General features: G+C 66.1%; 15 protein-coding genes. 13 read left to right on the top strand and 2 right to left on the bottom strand.

Annotated elements, in window-relative coordinates; translation table 11 throughout:
- Together AC1DYX_RS15420 and AC1DYX_RS15415 are read left to right on the top strand one after the other, a co-directional pair.
- Positions 1-894: glycine-rich domain-containing protein (locus AC1DYX_RS15420; RefSeq protein ID WP_477260259.1), on the top strand; the 894-nt coding region annotated here is incomplete at its 5' end.
- 347 nt (positions 895-1,241) lie between these two features.
- Positions 1,242-1,790, top strand: a complete 549-nt coding sequence (locus tag AC1DYX_RS15415) for a glycine-rich domain-containing protein (RefSeq protein ID WP_477260257.1) — start codon at positions 1,242-1,244, stop codon at positions 1,788-1,790.
- A 67-nt stretch (positions 1,791-1,857) separates the two neighbouring features.
- Here AC1DYX_RS15415 and AC1DYX_RS15410 read toward each other — a convergent pair whose 3' ends face one another.
- The gene (locus AC1DYX_RS15410; RefSeq protein WP_477260255.1) at positions 1,858-2,118 is read right to left on the bottom strand and encodes a hypothetical protein; all 261 of its coding nucleotides are present in this window, start codon (positions 2,116-2,118) and stop codon (positions 1,858-1,860) included.
- 125 nt (positions 2,119-2,243) lie between these two features.
- The gene (locus AC1DYX_RS15405; protein WP_477260253.1) at positions 2,244-3,134 is read right to left on the bottom strand and encodes an NAD-dependent epimerase/dehydratase family protein; all 891 of its coding nucleotides are present in this window, start codon (positions 3,132-3,134) and stop codon (positions 2,244-2,246) included.
- 12 nt (positions 3,135-3,146) lie between these two features.
- On the opposite strand from AC1DYX_RS15405, the gene AC1DYX_RS15400 reads away from it, so the two are divergent.
- From AC1DYX_RS15400 to AC1DYX_RS15350, 11 genes are all read left to right on the top strand, one after another.
- Positions 3,147-4,175 (top strand): CDP-6-deoxy-delta-3,4-glucoseen reductase, encoded by a 1,029-nt coding sequence (locus AC1DYX_RS15400; RefSeq protein ID WP_477260251.1) that lies wholly within the window; start codon positions 3,147-3,149, stop codon positions 4,173-4,175.
- Positions 4,176-4,305: 130 nt separating this feature from the next.
- Complete coding sequence (locus AC1DYX_RS15395) at positions 4,306-5,049, top strand: class I SAM-dependent methyltransferase (RefSeq protein WP_477260249.1); 744 nt, start codon at positions 4,306-4,308, stop codon at positions 5,047-5,049.
- A 189-nt stretch (positions 5,050-5,238) separates the two neighbouring features.
- Positions 5,239-6,495 carry an MFS transporter gene (locus AC1DYX_RS15390; RefSeq protein WP_477260247.1) on the top strand — a complete coding sequence of 419 codons (1,257 nt, stop codon included), beginning with the start codon at positions 5,239-5,241 and terminating at the stop codon, positions 6,493-6,495.
- A complete protein-coding gene (locus AC1DYX_RS15385; RefSeq protein WP_477260245.1) occupies positions 6,492-7,163 on the top strand; it encodes a DUF1345 domain-containing protein in 672 nt (223 codons plus the stop codon). The genes AC1DYX_RS15390 and AC1DYX_RS15385 overlap by 4 nt, the downstream gene beginning before the upstream one ends.
- Before the next feature lie 70 nt (positions 7,164-7,233).
- Positions 7,234-7,608 carry an HPF/RaiA family ribosome-associated protein gene (locus tag AC1DYX_RS15380; RefSeq protein WP_477260243.1) on the top strand — a complete coding sequence of 125 codons (375 nt, stop codon included), beginning with the start codon at positions 7,234-7,236 and terminating at the stop codon, positions 7,606-7,608.
- Between the two features lie 45 nt (positions 7,609-7,653).
- On the top strand, positions 7,654-8,760 hold the full coding sequence (locus tag AC1DYX_RS15375; RefSeq protein WP_477260241.1) for an acyltransferase family protein: 1,107 nt from the start codon (positions 7,654-7,656) through the stop codon (positions 8,758-8,760).
- Between the two features lie 138 nt (positions 8,761-8,898).
- Positions 8,899-11,514 carry a TonB-dependent receptor gene (locus AC1DYX_RS15370; protein WP_477260239.1) on the top strand — a complete coding sequence of 872 codons (2,616 nt, stop codon included), beginning with the start codon at positions 8,899-8,901 and terminating at the stop codon, positions 11,512-11,514.
- A 159-nt stretch (positions 11,515-11,673) separates the two neighbouring features.
- A complete protein-coding gene (locus AC1DYX_RS15365) occupies positions 11,674-13,380 on the top strand; it encodes a putative bifunctional diguanylate cyclase/phosphodiesterase (protein ID WP_477260237.1) in 1,707 nt (568 codons plus the stop codon).
- A 48-nt stretch (positions 13,381-13,428) separates the two neighbouring features.
- Positions 13,429-15,852 (top strand): ATP-binding protein, encoded by a 2,424-nt coding sequence (locus tag AC1DYX_RS15360; protein ID WP_477260235.1) that lies wholly within the window; start codon positions 13,429-13,431, stop codon positions 15,850-15,852.
- Positions 15,842-17,062 (top strand): ATP-binding response regulator, encoded by a 1,221-nt coding sequence (locus AC1DYX_RS15355; protein ID WP_477260233.1) that lies wholly within the window; start codon positions 15,842-15,844, stop codon positions 17,060-17,062. Before AC1DYX_RS15360 ends, AC1DYX_RS15355 begins: the two co-directional genes overlap by 11 nt.
- On the top strand, positions 17,059-17,691 hold the full coding sequence (locus AC1DYX_RS15350) for a response regulator (protein WP_477260231.1): 633 nt from the start codon (positions 17,059-17,061) through the stop codon (positions 17,689-17,691). Before AC1DYX_RS15355 ends, AC1DYX_RS15350 begins: the two co-directional genes overlap by 4 nt.
- Positions 17,692-17,923: the final 232 nt, after the last annotated feature.

Genomic DNA, 17,923 nt, shown 5'->3' with positions numbered 1-17,923 from the left:
AAGGAATACCGCCGCTTCCTGTGCCTGATGAAGATCTACCCGGACGAGGACACCGCGCCGCTGGTCGACGTCGACACGTTCTGGCACTACCACATCCTCGACACGATGAAATACGCCGCCGATTGCGAGCAGGTGTTCGGCTACTTCCTGCACCACTATCCGTACGTCGGCATGCGCGGCGAGGACGATGAGCAATTCCGCCTGGACAGCGGCGAGCGCATGCGCGAACTGTACGAAGCCACCTTCGGCGAAGCCTATCCGGGCGCCGAAGCCCCGTCGCAGCAGGCCCTGGACGGTATGGGCACCGCATTCTGCGCCGGCCCGCACACCAAGGAAGTGGCGTTCTGCGCCGGTCCGCACAAACAAGCGACGGCTTTCTGCGCCGGACCGCACGTCAAGCCCGCCAGTGACATCAAGGCCGATACCGCCTTCTGCGCCGGTCCGCACAAGCAGGCGACCGCTTTCTGCGCTGGACCGCACGTCAAGCCCGCCAGTGACATCAAGGCCGATACCGCCTTCTGCGCCGGACCGCACGTCAAGAACGGCAACGCGCAACGCACCAGTGACATCAAGGCTGATACTGCCTTCTGCGCCGGACCGCACAAACAGGCGACGGCCTTCTGCGCCGGACCGCACGTCAAGTACGGCAACGCACAGCGTACCAATGACATCAAGGCCGATACCGCCTTCTGCGCCGGTCCGCACAAGCAGGCGACAGCATTCTGTGCCGGACCGCACGTCAAGAACGGCAGCGCGCAGCGCACCAGCGACATCAAGGCTGACACCGCCTTCTGCGCCGGTCCGCACAAGCAGGCGACGGCTTTCTGCGCCGGCCCGCACGTGAAAGCGCAAGCCGCCCGCACCAAGGATGCCCCGATCGCGACCGCCCRCTGAACCAGGCTTCGAGACAATCCGTACACCGGGCCAGACCGCCCGGTGCACCGGTCCGGGCGCCCCGGTTCCATCCCGACCGGGCCCATCGCCCGAAAGCGCACGGCCAGAAGGCGTGCTTCCTCGTGCAGTTCTACCGACGCTGACGAATTGGCCCGTTCCGGCTTCCGGAACGGGCTTTTTATTTGGCTGTGTTCGCCTATGAACTCCGGATGGTCAAGCTATAGCAACGCTTATATTTTTTGACAAATATCAATAGCTGGTTATATTGCCCCAAATACATTGAGTAAATGCAAGGCACGTTTGCAAAGCTGGGATGGCGATATTCAACCAACATATTGAGGGCAACCATGAACGCCGACGACCTGTTTAAAGCTGTGACGCAACTCGACCTGGAACCGATCAAGATGAAACTGATGCATGTGGAATCGGGCGAAGGCTGGAGCCTGGAAAAGGCCAATGCCGTCGAAAAGGAATACCGCCGCTTCCTGTGCCTGATGAAGATCTACCCGGACGAGGACACCGCCCCACTGGTCGACGTCGACACGTTCTGGCACTACCACATCCTCGACACGATGAAATACGCCGCCGATTGCGAGCAGGTGTTCGGCTACTTCCTGCATCACTATCCGTACGTCGGCATGCGCGGCGGGGACGATGAGCAATTCCGCCTGGACAGCGGCGAGCGCATGCGCGAACTGTACGAAGCCACTTTCGGCGAAGCCTGTCCGGCCGTGGCGGCCCATATCGAAGAGGGAGCACGCACGAGCTATTGCGCCGGGCCGTGGATCGACAAGTCGACGAACAGCGACAAGAGCACCATCGCCGCCGCCACGGCATATTGCGCCGGTCCGCACATCACGACGGCGCCTGCCGGCAAGGCAGCAATGGCTGCCTGAAGCACGAGAACGTCACACAGGCCGGCCCGATCCGCCCCGTACCCTGGGGCGGTTTTTTTATTTCAACTCAGGCCACGGCCACGTTCCCCGGCCGGACCATCAGCGCGCGCAGTTCGCGGATGCTGAAATCGGACACCTCATGCATGCGCAGCAGGATGGTGGCGCCGATTGGCAGCGTGTTGTGGCGGATCTTGCTGATCACGGGTGGCGCCACTTCCAGCAGGCGCGACAGCGCGGCGTCGTTCTTGAGCCTGAGTTTGTTGATGATGGCATCGAGTACCCGGTTCGGATCGTACTCGGCGCCTTCCGGCAGGCGTCTGATGGGCATGCGGTCTTCCTTCGTCCATAACCCATGACAGGTTATGGAAAATCAGTCAGTTTTGGAAAATATAGGTTCTTTGTATGGTCGCTCTACGGCGAGCCCGAATGATACATGGATCAGTTGCGATTTGCTTAAGAAACCCTTAGCGCCGCGACGGCCGTCTCGACGCGGGGATGCAGCAGACGCGCGCGCAGTTCTTCCCGGATGCGTCGATTGTCCAGCTGGCGCGATTCCGACATGAAGGACAGCAGCAGCGGCGACACGGCCTTTTCCAGCTCGGCGCGCGCCAGCCGTGGCGGCCGGGCGAGGCCGAACGTGTCCGCCACGAGGTCGAAGTAATCGCCCATCTTCATGCGCGTATCGTCGGAGGCGTTGTAGACGCGCCCCGGCCGTGCGCGGAACAGCGCCAGCGCGCACAGGCGGGCCAGGTCGTCGGCGTGGATGTGGTTGGTGTACACGTCGTCTTCGCGTGCCAGCGCCGGCGTGCCGCGCTGCAGCCGTTCGACGGGCAGGCGCTCCGCCGCATAGATGCCGGGCGCGCGCAGGATCGCTACCTGCCCGCCGCTGGCGACGGCCCAGGCGCGCAGGACGCGCTCGGCGTCGACGCGGCGGCGCGCGCGCGCATTGCGCGGGGCCACCGGCGTGGTCTCGGGGGTCGCCGCACCGCCGCGGTCGCCGTAGACGCCCGTGGTACTGACATAAACCACGTTCGCCCCCTCGGGTAGAATGGCGGTCAAATTGCGCGTACGCAAATCGAGCGCGCCGTCCGAGGGCGGTGGCGCAAGATGGACGACCCGCTGCGCCAGACCCGCCAGGCGGGCAAGGCTGTCCGGCCGGTCGAGGTCGGCCACGACCGGGATGGCACCCGCCGCGCGCAGCCCGGCGGCACGGGCCGGCTGGCTCGTCACGGCGAATACGCGAAAGCGCTCACGCACCAGCGGCAGCAGACGCATGCCGACGTCGCCGCAGCCCACGATCAGGAGGCGCGGCTTGTTGAACCTGACTTTGTAATTAGTATTCATTCCGAGGATTGTATGACGTTTCAGATCACTGTCCAGCCCAGCGGCCACCATTACGACTGCGACGCGGACGAATCCGTGCTCGCGGCGGCGATCCGCTCCGGCATCGGCCTGCCGTACGGCTGCAAGAACGGCGCCTGCGGCTCCTGCAAGGGCAAGGTCGTCGAAGGCACGATCCACCACAGGCCGCACCAGGCGCGCGCGCTGTCCGAACAGGAGAAGCTGCAGGGCTATGCGCTGATGTGCTGCGCCGTCCCCGAGGGCGACATCGTGATCGAAGCGCGCGAAGTGGGCGGCAGCACCGACTACCCGGTGCGCAAGATGCCGACCCGCGTCATCGCCCTCCGCCGCGCCGCGCCGGACGTGGCCATCCTCACCCTGCAGTTGCCGGCCAACGAAGCCCTCGCCTACCGCGCCGGCCAATACATCGAATTCATGCTCAAGGACGGCAAGCGCCGCGCCTACAGCATCGCGAGCGCGCCGTCGCTGGGCGGTCCGATCGAACTGCACGTCCGGCACCTGCCGGGCGGGGTGTTCACCGACCACGTGTTCTCCACGATAAAGGAACGCGACATCCTGCGCTTCGAAGGTCCGCTGGGCACGTTCTTCCTGCGTGAAGAATCGACCAGGCCGATCGTGCTGCTGGCCTCGGGCACCGGCTTCGCCCCGGTCAAGGCGCTCGTCGAGCACATGATCCACCTGAAGTCGGAGCGACCCGTCGCGCTGTACTGGGGCGGCCGCCGTCCGCAGGACCTGTACATGCACGAGCTGTGCGAGCAATGGGCGCGCGAGCTGCCGCACTTCCGCTACGTGCCGGTCGTGTCGGACGCGCTGCCGGAAGATGCCTGGACRGGCCGCACGGGCTTTGTCCACGCGGCCGTCATGCAGGACATCCCCGACCTGTCCAACCACCAGGTCTATGCCTGCGGCGCGCCGATCATGGTCGATTCGGCGCGGCGCGACTACGTCGAACAGTGCGGCCTGCCGGCCGACGAGTTCTACGCCGACGCGTTCACGACGGAGGCCGACCTGGCCCAGCCATGACGTCCGCACGGCGCGCGCGGCGTACACGTATATACAGATCCGATTCTTATGTATTTCGCCATGAATTTACGGTATGGTCGCGGGTGCCCGGCCCGTGGCCGGTTTACCTAACAACAAGGGGTCATAAACCATGCACAAGACGCTCCGTTTCGCACCTGTCCTGCTCGCCCTGTCCGCTGCCCTGCTGACGGGCACCGCTCCCGCCCACGCCGCCGACCAGGCCGGCGGCAACTGGCAATCCGTCCTCGCCAGCCCGATCCGCACCGACGACGACCGCAAGGCCGACGAACATCGCAAGTCGGGTGAATTCCTGACGTTCGCCGAAGTGAAGCCGGGCATGAAGGTGTGCGACGTCGCCTCGGGCGGCGGCGCCACCGCCGCGCTGCTGACGGCCGCCGTCGGCAGCAAGGGCGATGTCTGGGCCCAGAACGCGAAGCCGAACACCAGGCTCGACCAGCGCCTGGGCCAGGCCACGCTGCCGAACCTGCATGCCGTCGTGGCGGACTTCAACGATCCGGTCCCGAAAGGCACGCCGCCGCTCGACCTCATCACGATCAACATGTCGTACCACGACATCGTCAACACCCCGACCGACCGCGCGGCGATGAACAAACGCCTGTATGACGCTCTGAAGCCCGGCGGCCACCTCGTCATCATCGACAACGCGGCCAAGAAGGGCAGCGGCCTCTCGGCCACGAAGACGCTGCACCGGATCGACGAGGACACGGTGGTCGACGAAGTGACCAGGGCCGGCTTCAAGGTCGACGCCCGCAGCGACTACCTGCGCGCGCCATCCGATCCGCGCGAGCAGCCGTTCTTCGAGATGAAGGGCGCGCCGGACGACAAGTTCGCGATCCGGTTCGTCAAAAAATAAGCCGTCCGTTCGCGTAGGGCGGGCATTTGAGGCCGGGGGCCTCAAATGAATCGTGCCCACGCGTGGCGTTCGCGTCATGCTGGCGTTCGCGTGGGCACAGGGGTGCCCACCCTACACGTATTGACTGCGGCCTTACGGAACATCGGGCACAATGACGGTTGGCATTCCTGCCTTGCCTTCACCCATTCTATGTCCGTGCTTTCTCCGACAGGCCGCCTTGCGGTCCTGCGCAACCGTAACGTCTCGTTCTACCTGTCCTCGCGCTTCCTCGGCACGCTCGCCGTCCAGATGCAGAGCGTCGCCGTCGGTTGGCAGGTCTACCAGATCACCCACAGTCTGTTCGACCTCGGCCTCATCGGCCTCGCCCAGTTCGCGCCCTTCCTCGCCCTGATCCTGTGGGCCGGCCACGTCGCCGACACGCACAACCGTCGTAACATCGTCCTGCTGTGCATGGGCACCCAGTTGCTGTGCAGCCTGCTGCTCGTCGCCTTCACCCTGTCCGGCAGCAAGACCGTGTGGCCCGTGTACGCCGTGCTCGTGCTGTTCGGCAGCGCTCGCGCCTTCATGCAGCCGGCCTCGCAGGCCGTGCTGCGCAACCTCGTCTCCACCAGGGATTTCTCGCAGGCCGTGGCGCTCAGCTCGTCCACGTTCCAGGTGTCCGTCATCGCCGGTCCCGTGCTGGGCGGCCTCCTGTACGTGTTCGGACCGAACGTCGTGTATGGCGTGTCGAGCACGCTGCTCGCCATTGCCGTGCTGTTGATGACCGGCACGAAGAGCACGCCCCAGGCCCGCAACAAGGCGCCCGTCAGCTGGCACACGCTGCTCGAGGGGCTGCGCTTCGTGTGGTCGCGTCCGGTCGTGCTGGGCGCCATCTCGCTCGACCTGTTCGCCGTGCTGTTCGGTGGCGCCACCGCGCTGCTGCCCGCCTACGCGCACGACGTGCTGCATGCCGGACCGACGAGCCTGGGCCTCTTGCGCACGGCACCCGGCGCCGGCGCCACGCTGTGCTCCATCGCGCTGGCATTCTGGCCCATCACGCGCAAGGTTGGCGCGTGGATGTTCGGCGGCGTCGCCCTGTTCGGCGCGGCCACCGTGACGATGGGCCTGACGCACAGTTTCTACATCGCCCTCGGTGCCCTGTTCCTGCTCGGCGCGGGCGACATGGTCAGCGTCTATATCCGCCACCTGCTCGTGCAATACGAAACCCCGGACGAGATCCGCGGCCGCGTCAGCGCCGTCAACGCCGTGTTCATCGGCGCCTCCAACGAACTGGGCGAATTCGAATCCGGCCTCACCGCGAGCTGGTTCGGCCTCGTGCGCGCGATCGTATTCGGTGGCGTCGCCACGCTGGTCGTCACGGGCACGTGGATGAAGCTGTTCCCGGTGCTGTCGCGCATGGACCGCTTCCCGCACCACGAGGCCGAAATGGCCGCGAAGGCCGGATGATGGACCAGCGCTCCGGTTTCCTCGCGCGCTTCATCCGCAGCCGTCCCTACCTGATCGGCGCGCTGCTGCTCGGCGTGGCCGTCGGGCTGCTCGTGCCGGGCCACCACAGCGACCTGCGGCGCGCACTGACCGGCTGGAACAGCGGCGTCTGGTCCTACCTCGTCGCGATGGCATGGACCATGTTCCGCGCCGACCACAGCCGGGTGCGCACGATCGCCGAACGGCAGGATGAAAGCGGCGGCGCCGTGCTGGCTGCCGTGATCGTCGGGGCCATGCTGAGCCTGTATGCCATCGTGACGGAACTGGCGAACATGAAGGATGCGTCCGAGCACGTGAAGGCCCTGCACTATGCATTCACGGCGCTGACCGTGATCGGTTCCTGGCTGCTGGTCGGCGTGATGTACTGCCTGCACTACGCGCACATCTATTACACCGCGAGCAAGCATGCGCTACCGCTGGCATTCCCGGACGAGCACACGCAGCCGAACTACTGGGACTTCCTGTATTTCTCCTTCACGCTGTCGATCGCCGTCCAGACGTCGGACGTGACGGTCCGGACGCGCGAGATGCGCAAGCTCGTGCTGGGCCATTGCGTGCTGGCCTTCTTCTTCAATCTGGCGATCCTCGGCCTCTCGGTCAACATCGCCGCCAGTCTCGTCAACACCTGAAGCGCGCGTGCGCGCTGGGTTTTCTCCGGAATGTGTAACATCGATGCAGCGATCCACATCCGGAGGAGTTATGGAAGTTAATGTCAACACCGACAACACCATCCAGCGCCACCAGGGCCTCGACGAACGTGTCCGCACCCAGGTCGAGGAAGCGCTCGGCCGCTTCGGCGACCATGTACGCCGGGTCGACGTCCACCTCTCCAACGAGAACAGGGAAAAACACGAGGACGGCAGCAACTATTGCATGATGGAAGCGCTCGTGACTGGCTACGCGCCCGTCGTCGTGCATGCCCACGCGGAAAACCTCGCTTTGTCGATCTCGGGCGCCGTCGGCAAGCTCAAGCGCGCGCTGGACAGCGCCCTCGGCCGCCTGAACGACAAGAAGATGCGCGAACCGCAGCCTGTGGATGCGGAGTCGTATAAAGACCTGACCAGCGATTCCTGAGCCGCCGTTCCGCTCATCGCCGCGCCGAGCCAGGCAGGTTTCGCCATGTCCAGTCCACACGTCCCCACGGGTCTCAAGGCCGACAAGCTGCTGACGATCGAAGCGGCGCGCGGCATCGCCGCCCTTCTCGTCGCCTTTTACCATGGCGCGCTCGTCGTCGAACTGACCTGGCCGGACCAGGGTGCGCCGTTCGGTGGATTGTTCGGATTCGGTCATGCCGGCGTGCCGTTTTTCTTCGTCCTCAGCGGCTACATCATCTACTACATCCACCATGCCGACTTTGGCCAGCCATCCCGGCTCGGCCTGTTCGCCTGGAAGCGCTTCGCGCGCATCTACCCGCTGTTCCTGGTCGTCATGGTCCCGATCACGGCCAAGCACTGGCTGGCCGGCACGTTCGAGTGGGATTATTTCGCCAGGTCGCTGCTCCTGCTCCCGCAGGGCAGGCTGCCGATGCTGATCCCGTCCTGGACGCTCGTGCACGAAGCCCTGTTCTACCTGTTGTTCGGCCTGGCCATCTGGAAAATCAATCTCGGCCGCCTCATCCTGCTGGGCTGGGCCGTCCTGTTCGGCACCGCATCCATGTTCGCGCTGGACGCGCCGCCCGGCCTGCCGGGCGACACGGTCCGGACGCTGGCCTCGCCCTACAACCTGCTGTTCCTTCTGGGCATCGTCGTGGCATGGCTGCTGCAGCATTGCCGGATCCCCGTCCCGCAGTTGCTCGCGCTGGCGGGCGGCGTGGCATTCGTCGCCACCGGCCTCTCCGAAAACGCCGGCAGCTTCAAGAGCCAGGACGGGCATGCCATCCTGCCGATCCTGCTGTACGGCCTGAGCTCGGCCGGCATCATCACCGGCCTCGTCGCGGCGGAGTCCACGGGCGCGCTGCGCGTCGGCCGGGCGGGCGGCCTGCTGGGCGCCCTGTCCTATCCGCTCTACCTCACACATGGCATCGCGATCAGCATCGTCACCGACACGGCGCGCAAATTCCACTACGCCGGTCCCGGCTGGGTGCTGCTGGTCGGCGCCGTGGCCGTGGCCTGCGTAGCCGCCCTGCTCGTCCACCGCTATGTCGAGGCGCCGGTCGCGACACGATTGAAACGCCTGTGGACGCGACTCCATGCCGTCCGCGCCGCGCCCTCCAGGACTGCTGCGTAGCGTATCCGCATCCTGCCGGACGATCGGCAAAGAAATTCTCCACCCGCGTAATCACATCCCCGCTGCCGGGAGTAGAATTATTTCTTAGTGATACGACAAATTTCCATACGATAAGTCACGGCACTCCTGGAGGACGACATGCACAACGGAACCTCATTCCAGATACGGCCGATTGTCGCGCTCGTGACACTGGCCATGTTCCGGCTGGGCGCCGCCCATGGCCAGCAAACCACCCCGACGGAGACGACCGCCGCCGCGGCACAGCCCCCCGTCGTGCTGGTCACCGGCAAGCGCGCAAGCCTGATCTCGGCCCAGGAAATCAAGCGCGACAATCTCGGCATCGTCGATTCCGTCGTCGCCGAGGACATCACCAAGCTCCCCGACATCAATGTCACGGATGCGCTGCAGCGCATTACCGGCGTGCAAATCCTGCGCGATCGCGGCGAAGGGGCCGGCGTGGCGATCCGCGGCCTGACGCAGATGGAAACGACGCTCAATGGCCGCGAAGTGTTTACCGCCGGCACGGGCCGCAACCTGGATTTCGCGGATATCCCGGCCGAGCTCGTTGCGGGCATCGATGTCTACAAGACGTCGTCCGCGAACCTGATCGAAGGCGGCGTCGGCGGCACGATCGACCTGCGCACGCGCCGTCCGTTCGACTTCGGCGGGAGACAACTCGCGGCGTCCATGCGCGTGATCCACGGCGACCTCGTCAAGCGCACGCAGCCCCAGTTCTTCATCCTCGCGAGCGAGCGCTGGAAGACGGCGGACTACGGCGACATCGGCGTGCTCGTCAACCTGGCGCACCAGAAGCGCGCCTGGCGCGAGGACCAGAAATCGGCGGGCAATCCTTTGACGCGCAAGGACGTGATCGCCGGGCAGACCGTGGTCGTACCGAATGGCACCACGGAAACCACGAGCCTCGGCGACCGCGAGCGCAATACCGCCTCGTTCGTGCTGCAATGGCGCCCGAACCCGGCGCTCGAACTGTATGCCGAAGGCAGCTACGCGGAATTCATCACGCTACAGGACTCGCACCAGATCAATGTCTCGACGTCGCCCACGTTCGACGCGGGCAGTCCGGTCCTGTTCCCGGGGACGAACGACCTGAAAAGCATCACCTGGACCAATGCGCCGTTTTCCGTGCTGAGCTTCGCGCGCGACACGAAGGACAGCACGCGGCAGTTCGCCGTGGGTGGGCGCTGGAAGGCGGATGCATTGACGGTCACGGGCGACCTCAGCCGCACGACGAGCCGCGACTTCCTGTTCTTTTCCGGACCGTTCATGGCGGGCACGGCCGCCCGCTTCACGCAGGACGTGTCGAACCGCGTACCCGCCACCAGCGTCGCCGGGACCGATCTGCTCGATCCCGCGAACTTCCGTTTCACGGGGGTGGCCTACCGCACGCGGCCGTTCGAAGGCGGCCTGACCGCCACCCGGCTCGACGGGTCATACCGGCTGGACCATCCGTTCTTCGAATCCGTGTCCGCAGGCGTGCGCCTGGCCCGGCGCGACGCCGACAACATGCCCGGCCTCATCTTCGCGGATGCGTCCGTCACCGGGTTGAAGGCGTCCGACAAGCCGGACGCCGTGATGCCGAACCCGTACGGCGATTTCTTCCCGGGCCAGGGCTCGCCCAGCATCGGCAACTTCCTGGTCGGCAATCTCGCCACGGCCCGCGATGCCGTCGCCCTGCGCAATGCCTTCGGGATCAGTACGCCGATTCCGGCATCGGCCAGCCCGCTGACGCTGTGGGACATCCGCGAGGACACGCAGGCCGCCTACCTGATGACGACGTTCCGGAGCGCGGCGCTGCCGCTCGACGGCAATGCGGGGGTGCGCGTCGTCCGTACCCGTGAACGGGTATCGGGGTCGCAAACGGTGCCTGCCACGGGCACGGTGTCGYCCATCGCCGTCGACAGCAGCCACACCGACGTGCTACCGAGCGCGAACCTGCGCTATCGCGTCAATGACGGACTGATCCTGCGCGGCGCGGCGTCGAAGACGATCACGCGGCCCGATTTCAACCAGCTGTCGCCGTCGCTGACCCTCATCGCGAATCCCGTCAACCCGTCGCTGAACCAGGGCAGCGCCGGCAATCCCGACCTGCAGCCCGTGCGCTCGACGAACTGGGACGTGGCGGTCGAGCGCTATCTCGACAAGGTCACCTCGGTGTATGCGACCGCGTTCCTGAAGCACGTGGACGGTTTCGTGACGACCGTCAGCAGTCCCGAAACGCACGACGGCGCCGTGTACCAGGTGAGCCGCCCGCGCAACGGCAACAGTGCGCGCATCGCGGGTGCCGAGACGGGCTACCAGCAGTTCTTCGACACCCTGCCGGGATGGATGAGCGGACTCGGCGTGCAGGCCAACTACACGTATGTCCACAGCAGCATGACGAACGGCGCCGCCGGCGACCAGCCGCTGCCGAACCTGTCGCGGCACAGCGCCAACCTGGTCGGCATGTACGAGCGCGGCCCGGTCTCGGCGCGCATCGCCTATAACTGGCGCGACAAGTTCCTGAGCGGATTCACCAACGTCGTCGGTGTCGGCACGCTGCCGATCTACACGCGCGGCTACGGCTGGCTCGACGCATCGTTCAGCTACCGGCTCGACGACCGTGTCACCCTGTCTCTCGAAGGCACGAATCTGCTGCGCACCGTCCGCTCGGCCTATTATGGCGTTGCGACAAGACCACAGAGCGCGTGGATCAACGATCGCCAGATCGGCCTGGTCCTGGCGATCCGCCTGTAACGCCTGGTCCGTATCAGGATTTCCTGATAGCGCCTACGCGCAGGACTATCGCAAAATCAAGCCCGCCTGATTTTCAAACGTTTGATTCTCCGGCAATCTGGTCCCGTTACCGCCAGTCGCCCACGCACTGGCGACGCGTCGCGGCTAAAGAGGTCACGTATGGACGGCAGCAAGACCATGATGGGTGTCGGCGTCTCCGGACTGTCCGTCGCGCCGCTGCTCGCACTTGCCGGGGGGAGCGTCCTGCTGCTCGCCTGCGCACTCGCCGCCTGCCTGTGGCATCTCGGAAGTCACGACAGCCTGGACATGAACGCCGGGCTGGAACTCGCACTGCTGTCGGCCGGGCTGACGGGCACGCTGGCCCTGGCCAGCCATGCGCTCGGCCTGCGCGGCCGCTTCGAGCGGCAGCACCGGGAACAGGACGATGTGCGCCGCCGCGACACGGAAACGGCTGCCGCGCCCACGTTGTACGACGCATTGACGGGGTTGCCGAACCAGACGCTGGTGGCCGACCGCCTGCGCCAGGCGATTGCCGACGGCGCCCGCACCGGCATCCCGTTCGCGTTCATGATCCTCGGCCTCGACCGCTTCAAGGAAGTCAACGATTCCCTCGGCCACGGCGCCGGCGACGCGCTGCTGTACGAATCGGCCGCGCGGCTGCGCGCGCAGCTGCGTCCCTGCGACACCGTGGCCCGGCTCGGCGGGGACGAGTTCGCCGTGCTGCTGCCCGGCGTGCGCGGCGCGGACGCCCCCGGCCTCGTCGCCCACAATCTCATCGCGGCGCTGACTGCGCCCTACCTGTTGGACGGCCATGAGATCGTCGTCTCGGCCAGCATCGGCATCGCGCTCTATCCGGATGACAGCGCCGGCATCGACGAGCTGTTCCGCTTCGCCGACTCGGCGCTGTCGCATGCCAAGCGCGTCGGCCGGAACAATTTCCAGTTCTACGTGACGGAACTGACGGCGCGCTCGTCCGAACGCCTGGAGATGGCGGCGGCGCTGCACAAGGCCGCGCGCTGCGGCGAACTCGACCTGTATTTCCAGCCGCAGGTCGACCTGCGCGACGGCACCATCGTCGGCGCCGAGGCCCTGCTGCGCTGGAATCGTCCGGGCCACGGGTTCGTCCCGCCGGACAGGTTCATTCCCCTCGCCGAGGAATCCGGTCTGATCGTCGAAATCGGCGAATGGGTGCTCGAGACCGCCTGCCGCACCATCGTCTCCTGGAACGGCACGCGGGAAAAGCCGATCGCGGTCTCCGTGAATGTATCGACACGCCAATTCATCCGTCACGATTTCGTCGCCACGGTCGAGCGCGTGCTGGCAAGTACCGGTTGCCGGCCCGCCTGGCTGAAGCTGGAAATCACCGAAAGCCTGCTGCTGGAGAATAATGAAGACATTTCACGCATGCTCGACCGCCTGCACGCGCTGGGACTCGCGATATCGATCGACGACTTCGGCACGGGCTATTCGGCGCTTGGTTATCTCAACCGCTTCCCCGTCAGCCAGATCAAGATCGACCGCTCGTTCGTCAGCGACATCCCGCAGGATCGCGACAAGAGCGAACTCGTCAAGGCGATCCTGTCGATCGCCGCGGCGCTGCGGCTACAGGTGATCGCCGAGGGCGTCGAAGCGACGGACCAGGTCGACTATCTGCTGGAACATGGTTGCTGGTGCGTGCAGGGCTATCTGTTCGGCGTGCCGATGCCGCGCGCGGCGATCGACGCCGTCCTGCTCGACGAGAACGGCCGCGAGGAACGCCCCCTGCCGGCCGTGGTGCCGGTAGTGGCAAGCTCAACGACTCCTGATATGATGGAATTTCCGCAATCTGAAACGACAACATTCGTAAGATCAAGATGTCCGGCGTGACCAGGGGGCCGTTCGCACGGCGCCCCCGGACCACGACGCCTGGGGGATATGATGACGCGTCATCTGCTGGTGTTTTTCGCGTGCCTGGTGCTGAGCAGCGCCGCCCCCGCGCTCACCCTCGACACTTGGCGTGGCGAGGTCCAGCAGATGCGCATGCTCACCGAGCGTGACGTCCCGGAAGCGTACCGTCGCGCGAAGCAACTGGCCGACGACGTGCCGCCCGGCGCCACGCCGGCCGACCGGGCCCGCGCGCTCAACGCGCTCGCGCGCGCCGAAATCTACGCAGCGCGTACGGAAGAAGGCCAGGTGCATGCCGGCCAGGCCCTGCAGATCGCGACGTGGGCCCATGACCGCGCCGGCGAGGCCGAGGCCTACCTGAACCTGTCCGTGAATGCGGTCTTCCGCGGACGCGTCGACGACATCGTCACCTATTCGCTGGGCAGCATGACCGTGCTCGAAGGCCTGGACCGGCGCGACCTGCAGGGCGAAGCGATGCTGCGCACGTCCATGATGTACCGCCGCATCGGCCAGTTCGACGAATCGGTGACGCTCTGCATGCGCGCGATGGAGGCGGCGCGGCGCTTCGCCGATCCGCTCGAGCTGGTCTACGCGCGCCAGTGCATGGCGATCTCCTACGACCAGAGCGGGCGCCGCAAGGAGGCGCTCGAACATTATTCGAAGATGTACGAGGCGGCGCACGGCGCCGGCCTGCGGCTGAACGAAGGCTATGCGCTGGTCGGCATCGGCACCGCGAAGTGCGAGCTCGGCGACGTGCGCGACGGCGAGATGCTGATCCGCGGGGGCATCGCGATGTTCCGCAAGGCCGGCGCGCCGACCGGCCTGGGCCTCGGGCTGACGGTGCTGGCCGATCGCCTGCGCAAACGCCACGCGATGGCGGAAGCGATGGACCTGTACAACCAGGTCGAAACGATCTACACGGAGCACCATATCCGTATCGGCCTGTGGTTCTTGTACAACTCGCGCAGCAAGGCCTACGAGCAGCTCGGGCAACTGGCGAACGCGGCGGCCGACGCCGAACGCGCATACGAGGTCGCCCGGGAGATTAATTTTCCGGTGTACCTGAGCGACAGCGCGCGCCGGCTGGCCGGCGTCTACGCGGCGCGCGGCGATTTCAAGCGGGCCTACCAGCTGTCGGTGGAAGCGGCCGACATGGGCGCGAAGGGCACGGTCGACAAGTCGGGCACGCGCATGCTCGAACTGGCGCAGCGCTACGAGACCGAAAGCAAGCGGCGCGCAATCGAGGAACTCGCGCGCCGCAACGAACAGCAGGCGTTCGAACTGCAGCAGCGCGAACTGAAACAGCGCTGGATGTGGACCGTGCTCGGCGCCTGCGTCGTCTTCCTGGCCGGTACGACCTATTTCCTCCTGCGCCTGCGCAAGTCGCACACCATGGTGTCGGCGACGAACCAGAGGCTGCGCCAGTCGCAGGCCGAACTGCAGGAACTGAACGGCAGCCTCGAGGAGCGCGTGCAGGCCAGAACAAAGGAACTGCAGCGCATTGCGCGCCAGCGCAGCGAATTCCTTACCCAGATGAGCCACGAACTGCGCACGCCGCTCAACGCCGTCCTCGGCTATGCACAACTGCTGCAGCGCGACGCCGTGCTGCCGCCGGAGCAGGCGGCGGGCCTGCAGGTCATCCAGAAGAGCGGCGAGCAATTAATGACGCTGATCGACGACTTCCTCGATTCCGCCAAGATCGACGCCGGCAAGCTCGCGCTGGCGCCGTCCGAGGTGCACCTGCCGGAATTCCTGCACACCATCGCCAACATGGTCCGCGTGAAGGCCGAGCGCAAGCAGATCGCGTTCCACTATGAACCGGCGCCGGACCTGCCGGCGGCCGTGCGTGCCGACGAGCAGCGCCTGCGCCAGGCCCTGCTCAATTTGCTGTCGAATGCCGTCAAGTTCACCGATCACGGCGGCGTCACCTTGCGCGTGCGCTTCACGCCGCCGGGCCGGCTGCTGTTCGAGGTCGAGGATACCGGCATCGGTATCCGGAGCGAACAGATCGACACGATCTTCGAGCCGTTCGAGCAGGTGGGCGATGCCCAGCGCAGGCTCGGCGGCACCGGGCTGGGCCTGTTCATCGCCGGCCAGTTCGTGCACCTGATGGGCGGCGAGATCCACGTCGAGAGCCGCGTCGACCAGGGCAGCCGGTTCTGGTTCGAACTCGACCTGCCGGTGCTCGACGCCGCCCACATCGCCCTGCCGCCGCTCCCCGCACCCGCCGGCGAGGCCCTGGTGGCGCCCCCCGCGGCCGAGATGGACCTGTTGTACCGGTTGGCGATGGTCGGCAATATGTCGGACATCGTCGAACACGCGCGGCACCTGGCCAGCCTCGACCCGCGCTACCAGCCGTTCGCGGACCGGCTCGTCGAACTGGCCGGCAGTTACCAGTCCAAGGCGATCCTCGCCCTGGTCGAACGATTTCATGAGGATGTAAATGCAAGCTGACCCACAGGAAGCGCAGCGCCCGACGATCCTGATCGTCGACGACACGCCCGCCAACCTCGACCTGATCGCGAGGGGCTTCGAGCGCGAGGGCGTGCGCGTCCTCGTCGCGCAGGATGGCGAGGAGGCCCTGAGCCGCGCCGCATTCGTGCGGCCGGACCTGATCCTGCTCGACATCATGCTGCCCGGCATCGACGGTTTCGAAGTGTGCCGGCGCCTGAAGGACGACGAGAGCACGCGCGACATCCCTGTGATCTTCATGACGGCCCTGCTCGACATCGACAGCAAGGTCACCGCCTTCAAGGCCGGCGCGGTCGACTATGTGACCAAGCCGTTCCAGATCGACGAAGTCACCGCGCGGGTCTGGACGCACCTGAAGCTGCGCGAGATGCAGACCATGCTGGCCGAGCGCAACGAGCGCCTGCAGCGCGAGATCGAGGAACGCAAGGTCGCCGAGCGCAGGCTGCTGGCTTACCGCGAAGGACTGGAACACCAGGTCGCCGAGCGCACCGCCGCGCTGCGCGAGAGCGAGCGGAGGCTGGAGGAATCGTATGTGCGCCTGCGCGAACTGGCCGCCTACCGCGAACGGGCGCGCGAACAGGAGCGCATGCGCATCGCGCGCGAGCTGCACGACGAGCTGGGCCAGGCGCTCACGGCGCTGCGCATGAAGATCGCATTGCTGCGCGTCGAATTCGGGCACGACAATCCGACCCTGACTTACCACGTCGGCAAGATGAACGAGCTGGTCGACCGCACCATCGGCGTGGTGCGCGGCGTCTCGTCGGCGCTGCGGCCGGCCGCGCTCGACATGGGCATCGTGCCGGCGCTCGAGTGGCTCGTGAAGGAATTCCGCGCCCATTCGGGCATCGACTGCGAGCTGGTCACGCCCGAACGGTCGCTCGACCTGGACGACGGCGTCGAGCTGGCGATCTTCCGCGTCGCGCAGGAGTCGCTAACGAACGTGACGCGCCATGCGCGGGCCAGTTCGGTCCACATGACCCTGCGCACCCGCGACGATCAATGCCTGCTCGAAATCGTCGACGACGGCTGCGGCTTCGCGCCGGACGGTGTCGAGCGCGACAAGTTCGGCCTCGTGGGCATGCGCGAGCGCGTGGAAATGCTGGGCGGAGAATTCGCCATCGCCAGTGCGCCCGGCCAGGGAACGACATTGCGCGTGCGCCTGCCGGCCAACAAACTGGTGGAGGCCCGATGATCCGCATCCTGATCGCCGACGACCACGCCATCGTGCGCGGCGGCCTCAAGCAATTGTTCTCGATCGTGCAGGATATCGAAGTGGCCGGCGAAGCCGTCAACGGCCTGCAGGCGATCGACATCCTGCGCCACACGCCCGTCGACCTGGTCCTGCTGGACCTGACGATGCCGGGCATTAATGGCATCGACCTCATCACGCGCCTGCGCAGCTTCTTCCCCGACCTGCCGATCCTGGTACTCAGCATGCGCAACGAGCCGCAGGTCGTGCGCCAGGTGCTCAAGGCCGGGGCCTCGGGCTATCTCACCAAGGACAGCGAACCCGAAATGCTCGTCGTGGCCATCCGCAAGGCCGCCGCGGGCGGGCGCTTCATCGACCCGGCGCTGGCCGAGCAGATGGTGTTCGACGTCGACCAGCCCGGCGCCGCCCCGCCGCATGAGCAATTGTCCAGCCGCGAGATCCAGATCCTGACCCTGCTGGCGCGCGGCCGCAGCGTGAATGACATCGCGGCGGACCTCATGATCAGCAACAAGACGGTCAGCAGCCACAAGGCACACCTGATGCAGAAGATGAACTTCATGAACAACGCGGAGCTGGTGCGCTACGCGATCATGCACGGCCTGGTCGAGTAGGGTGGGGTGATTGATGCGGGGGCATCAATCACGTGCCCACGCGGACGCATGCGGTTTGTTGGCGTTACGCGTGGGCACGTTTCATTGGATTGATGCCCCCGGCATCAATCCCCCCCGGCCTCAAATGCCCACCCTACCCTTGACCGTCCAGCCGCGCGGCCAGGTCGCGCAGGTAGCGCAGCCCGGCCCGTCCAGCCGCGCGGCCAGGTCGCGCAGGTAGCGCAGCCCGGCC

Source organism: Massilia sp. P2_C2 (assembly GCF_056404615.1).
The sequence above is the reverse complement of the archived record's forward strand: the minus strand, read 5'-3'. Positions and strand labels throughout refer to the sequence as shown.

Excerpts from the sequence above, each read along its gene's own strand:
- AC1DYX_RS15415 (WP_477260257.1), top strand. The coding sequence starts at position 1,242 with ATGAACGCCGACGACCTGTTTAAAGCTGTGACGCAACTCGACCTGGAA.
- AC1DYX_RS15410 (WP_477260255.1), bottom strand. The coding sequence starts at position 2,118 with ATGCCCATCAGACGCCTGCCGGAAGGCGCCGAGTACGATCCGAACCGG.
- AC1DYX_RS15405 (WP_477260253.1), bottom strand. The coding sequence starts at position 3,134 with ATGAATACTAATTACAAAGTCAGGTTCAACAAGCCGCGCCTCCTGATC.
- AC1DYX_RS15395 (WP_477260249.1), top strand. The coding sequence starts at position 4,306 with ATGCACAAGACGCTCCGTTTCGCACCTGTCCTGCTCGCCCTGTCCGCT.
- AC1DYX_RS15390 (WP_477260247.1), top strand. The coding sequence starts at position 5,239 with ATGTCCGTGCTTTCTCCGACAGGCCGCCTTGCGGTCCTGCGCAACCGT.
- AC1DYX_RS15385 (WP_477260245.1), top strand. The coding sequence starts at position 6,492 with ATGATGGACCAGCGCTCCGGTTTCCTCGCGCGCTTCATCCGCAGCCGT.
- AC1DYX_RS15380 (WP_477260243.1), top strand. The coding sequence starts at position 7,234 with ATGGAAGTTAATGTCAACACCGACAACACCATCCAGCGCCACCAGGGC.
- AC1DYX_RS15375 (WP_477260241.1), top strand. The coding sequence starts at position 7,654 with ATGTCCAGTCCACACGTCCCCACGGGTCTCAAGGCCGACAAGCTGCTG.
- AC1DYX_RS15365 (WP_477260237.1), top strand. The coding sequence starts at position 11,674 with ATGGACGGCAGCAAGACCATGATGGGTGTCGGCGTCTCCGGACTGTCC.
- AC1DYX_RS15360 (WP_477260235.1), top strand. The coding sequence starts at position 13,429 with ATGATGACGCGTCATCTGCTGGTGTTTTTCGCGTGCCTGGTGCTGAGC.
- AC1DYX_RS15355 (WP_477260233.1), top strand. The coding sequence starts at position 15,842 with ATGCAAGCTGACCCACAGGAAGCGCAGCGCCCGACGATCCTGATCGTC.
- AC1DYX_RS15350 (WP_477260231.1), top strand. The coding sequence starts at position 17,059 with ATGATCCGCATCCTGATCGCCGACGACCACGCCATCGTGCGCGGCGGC.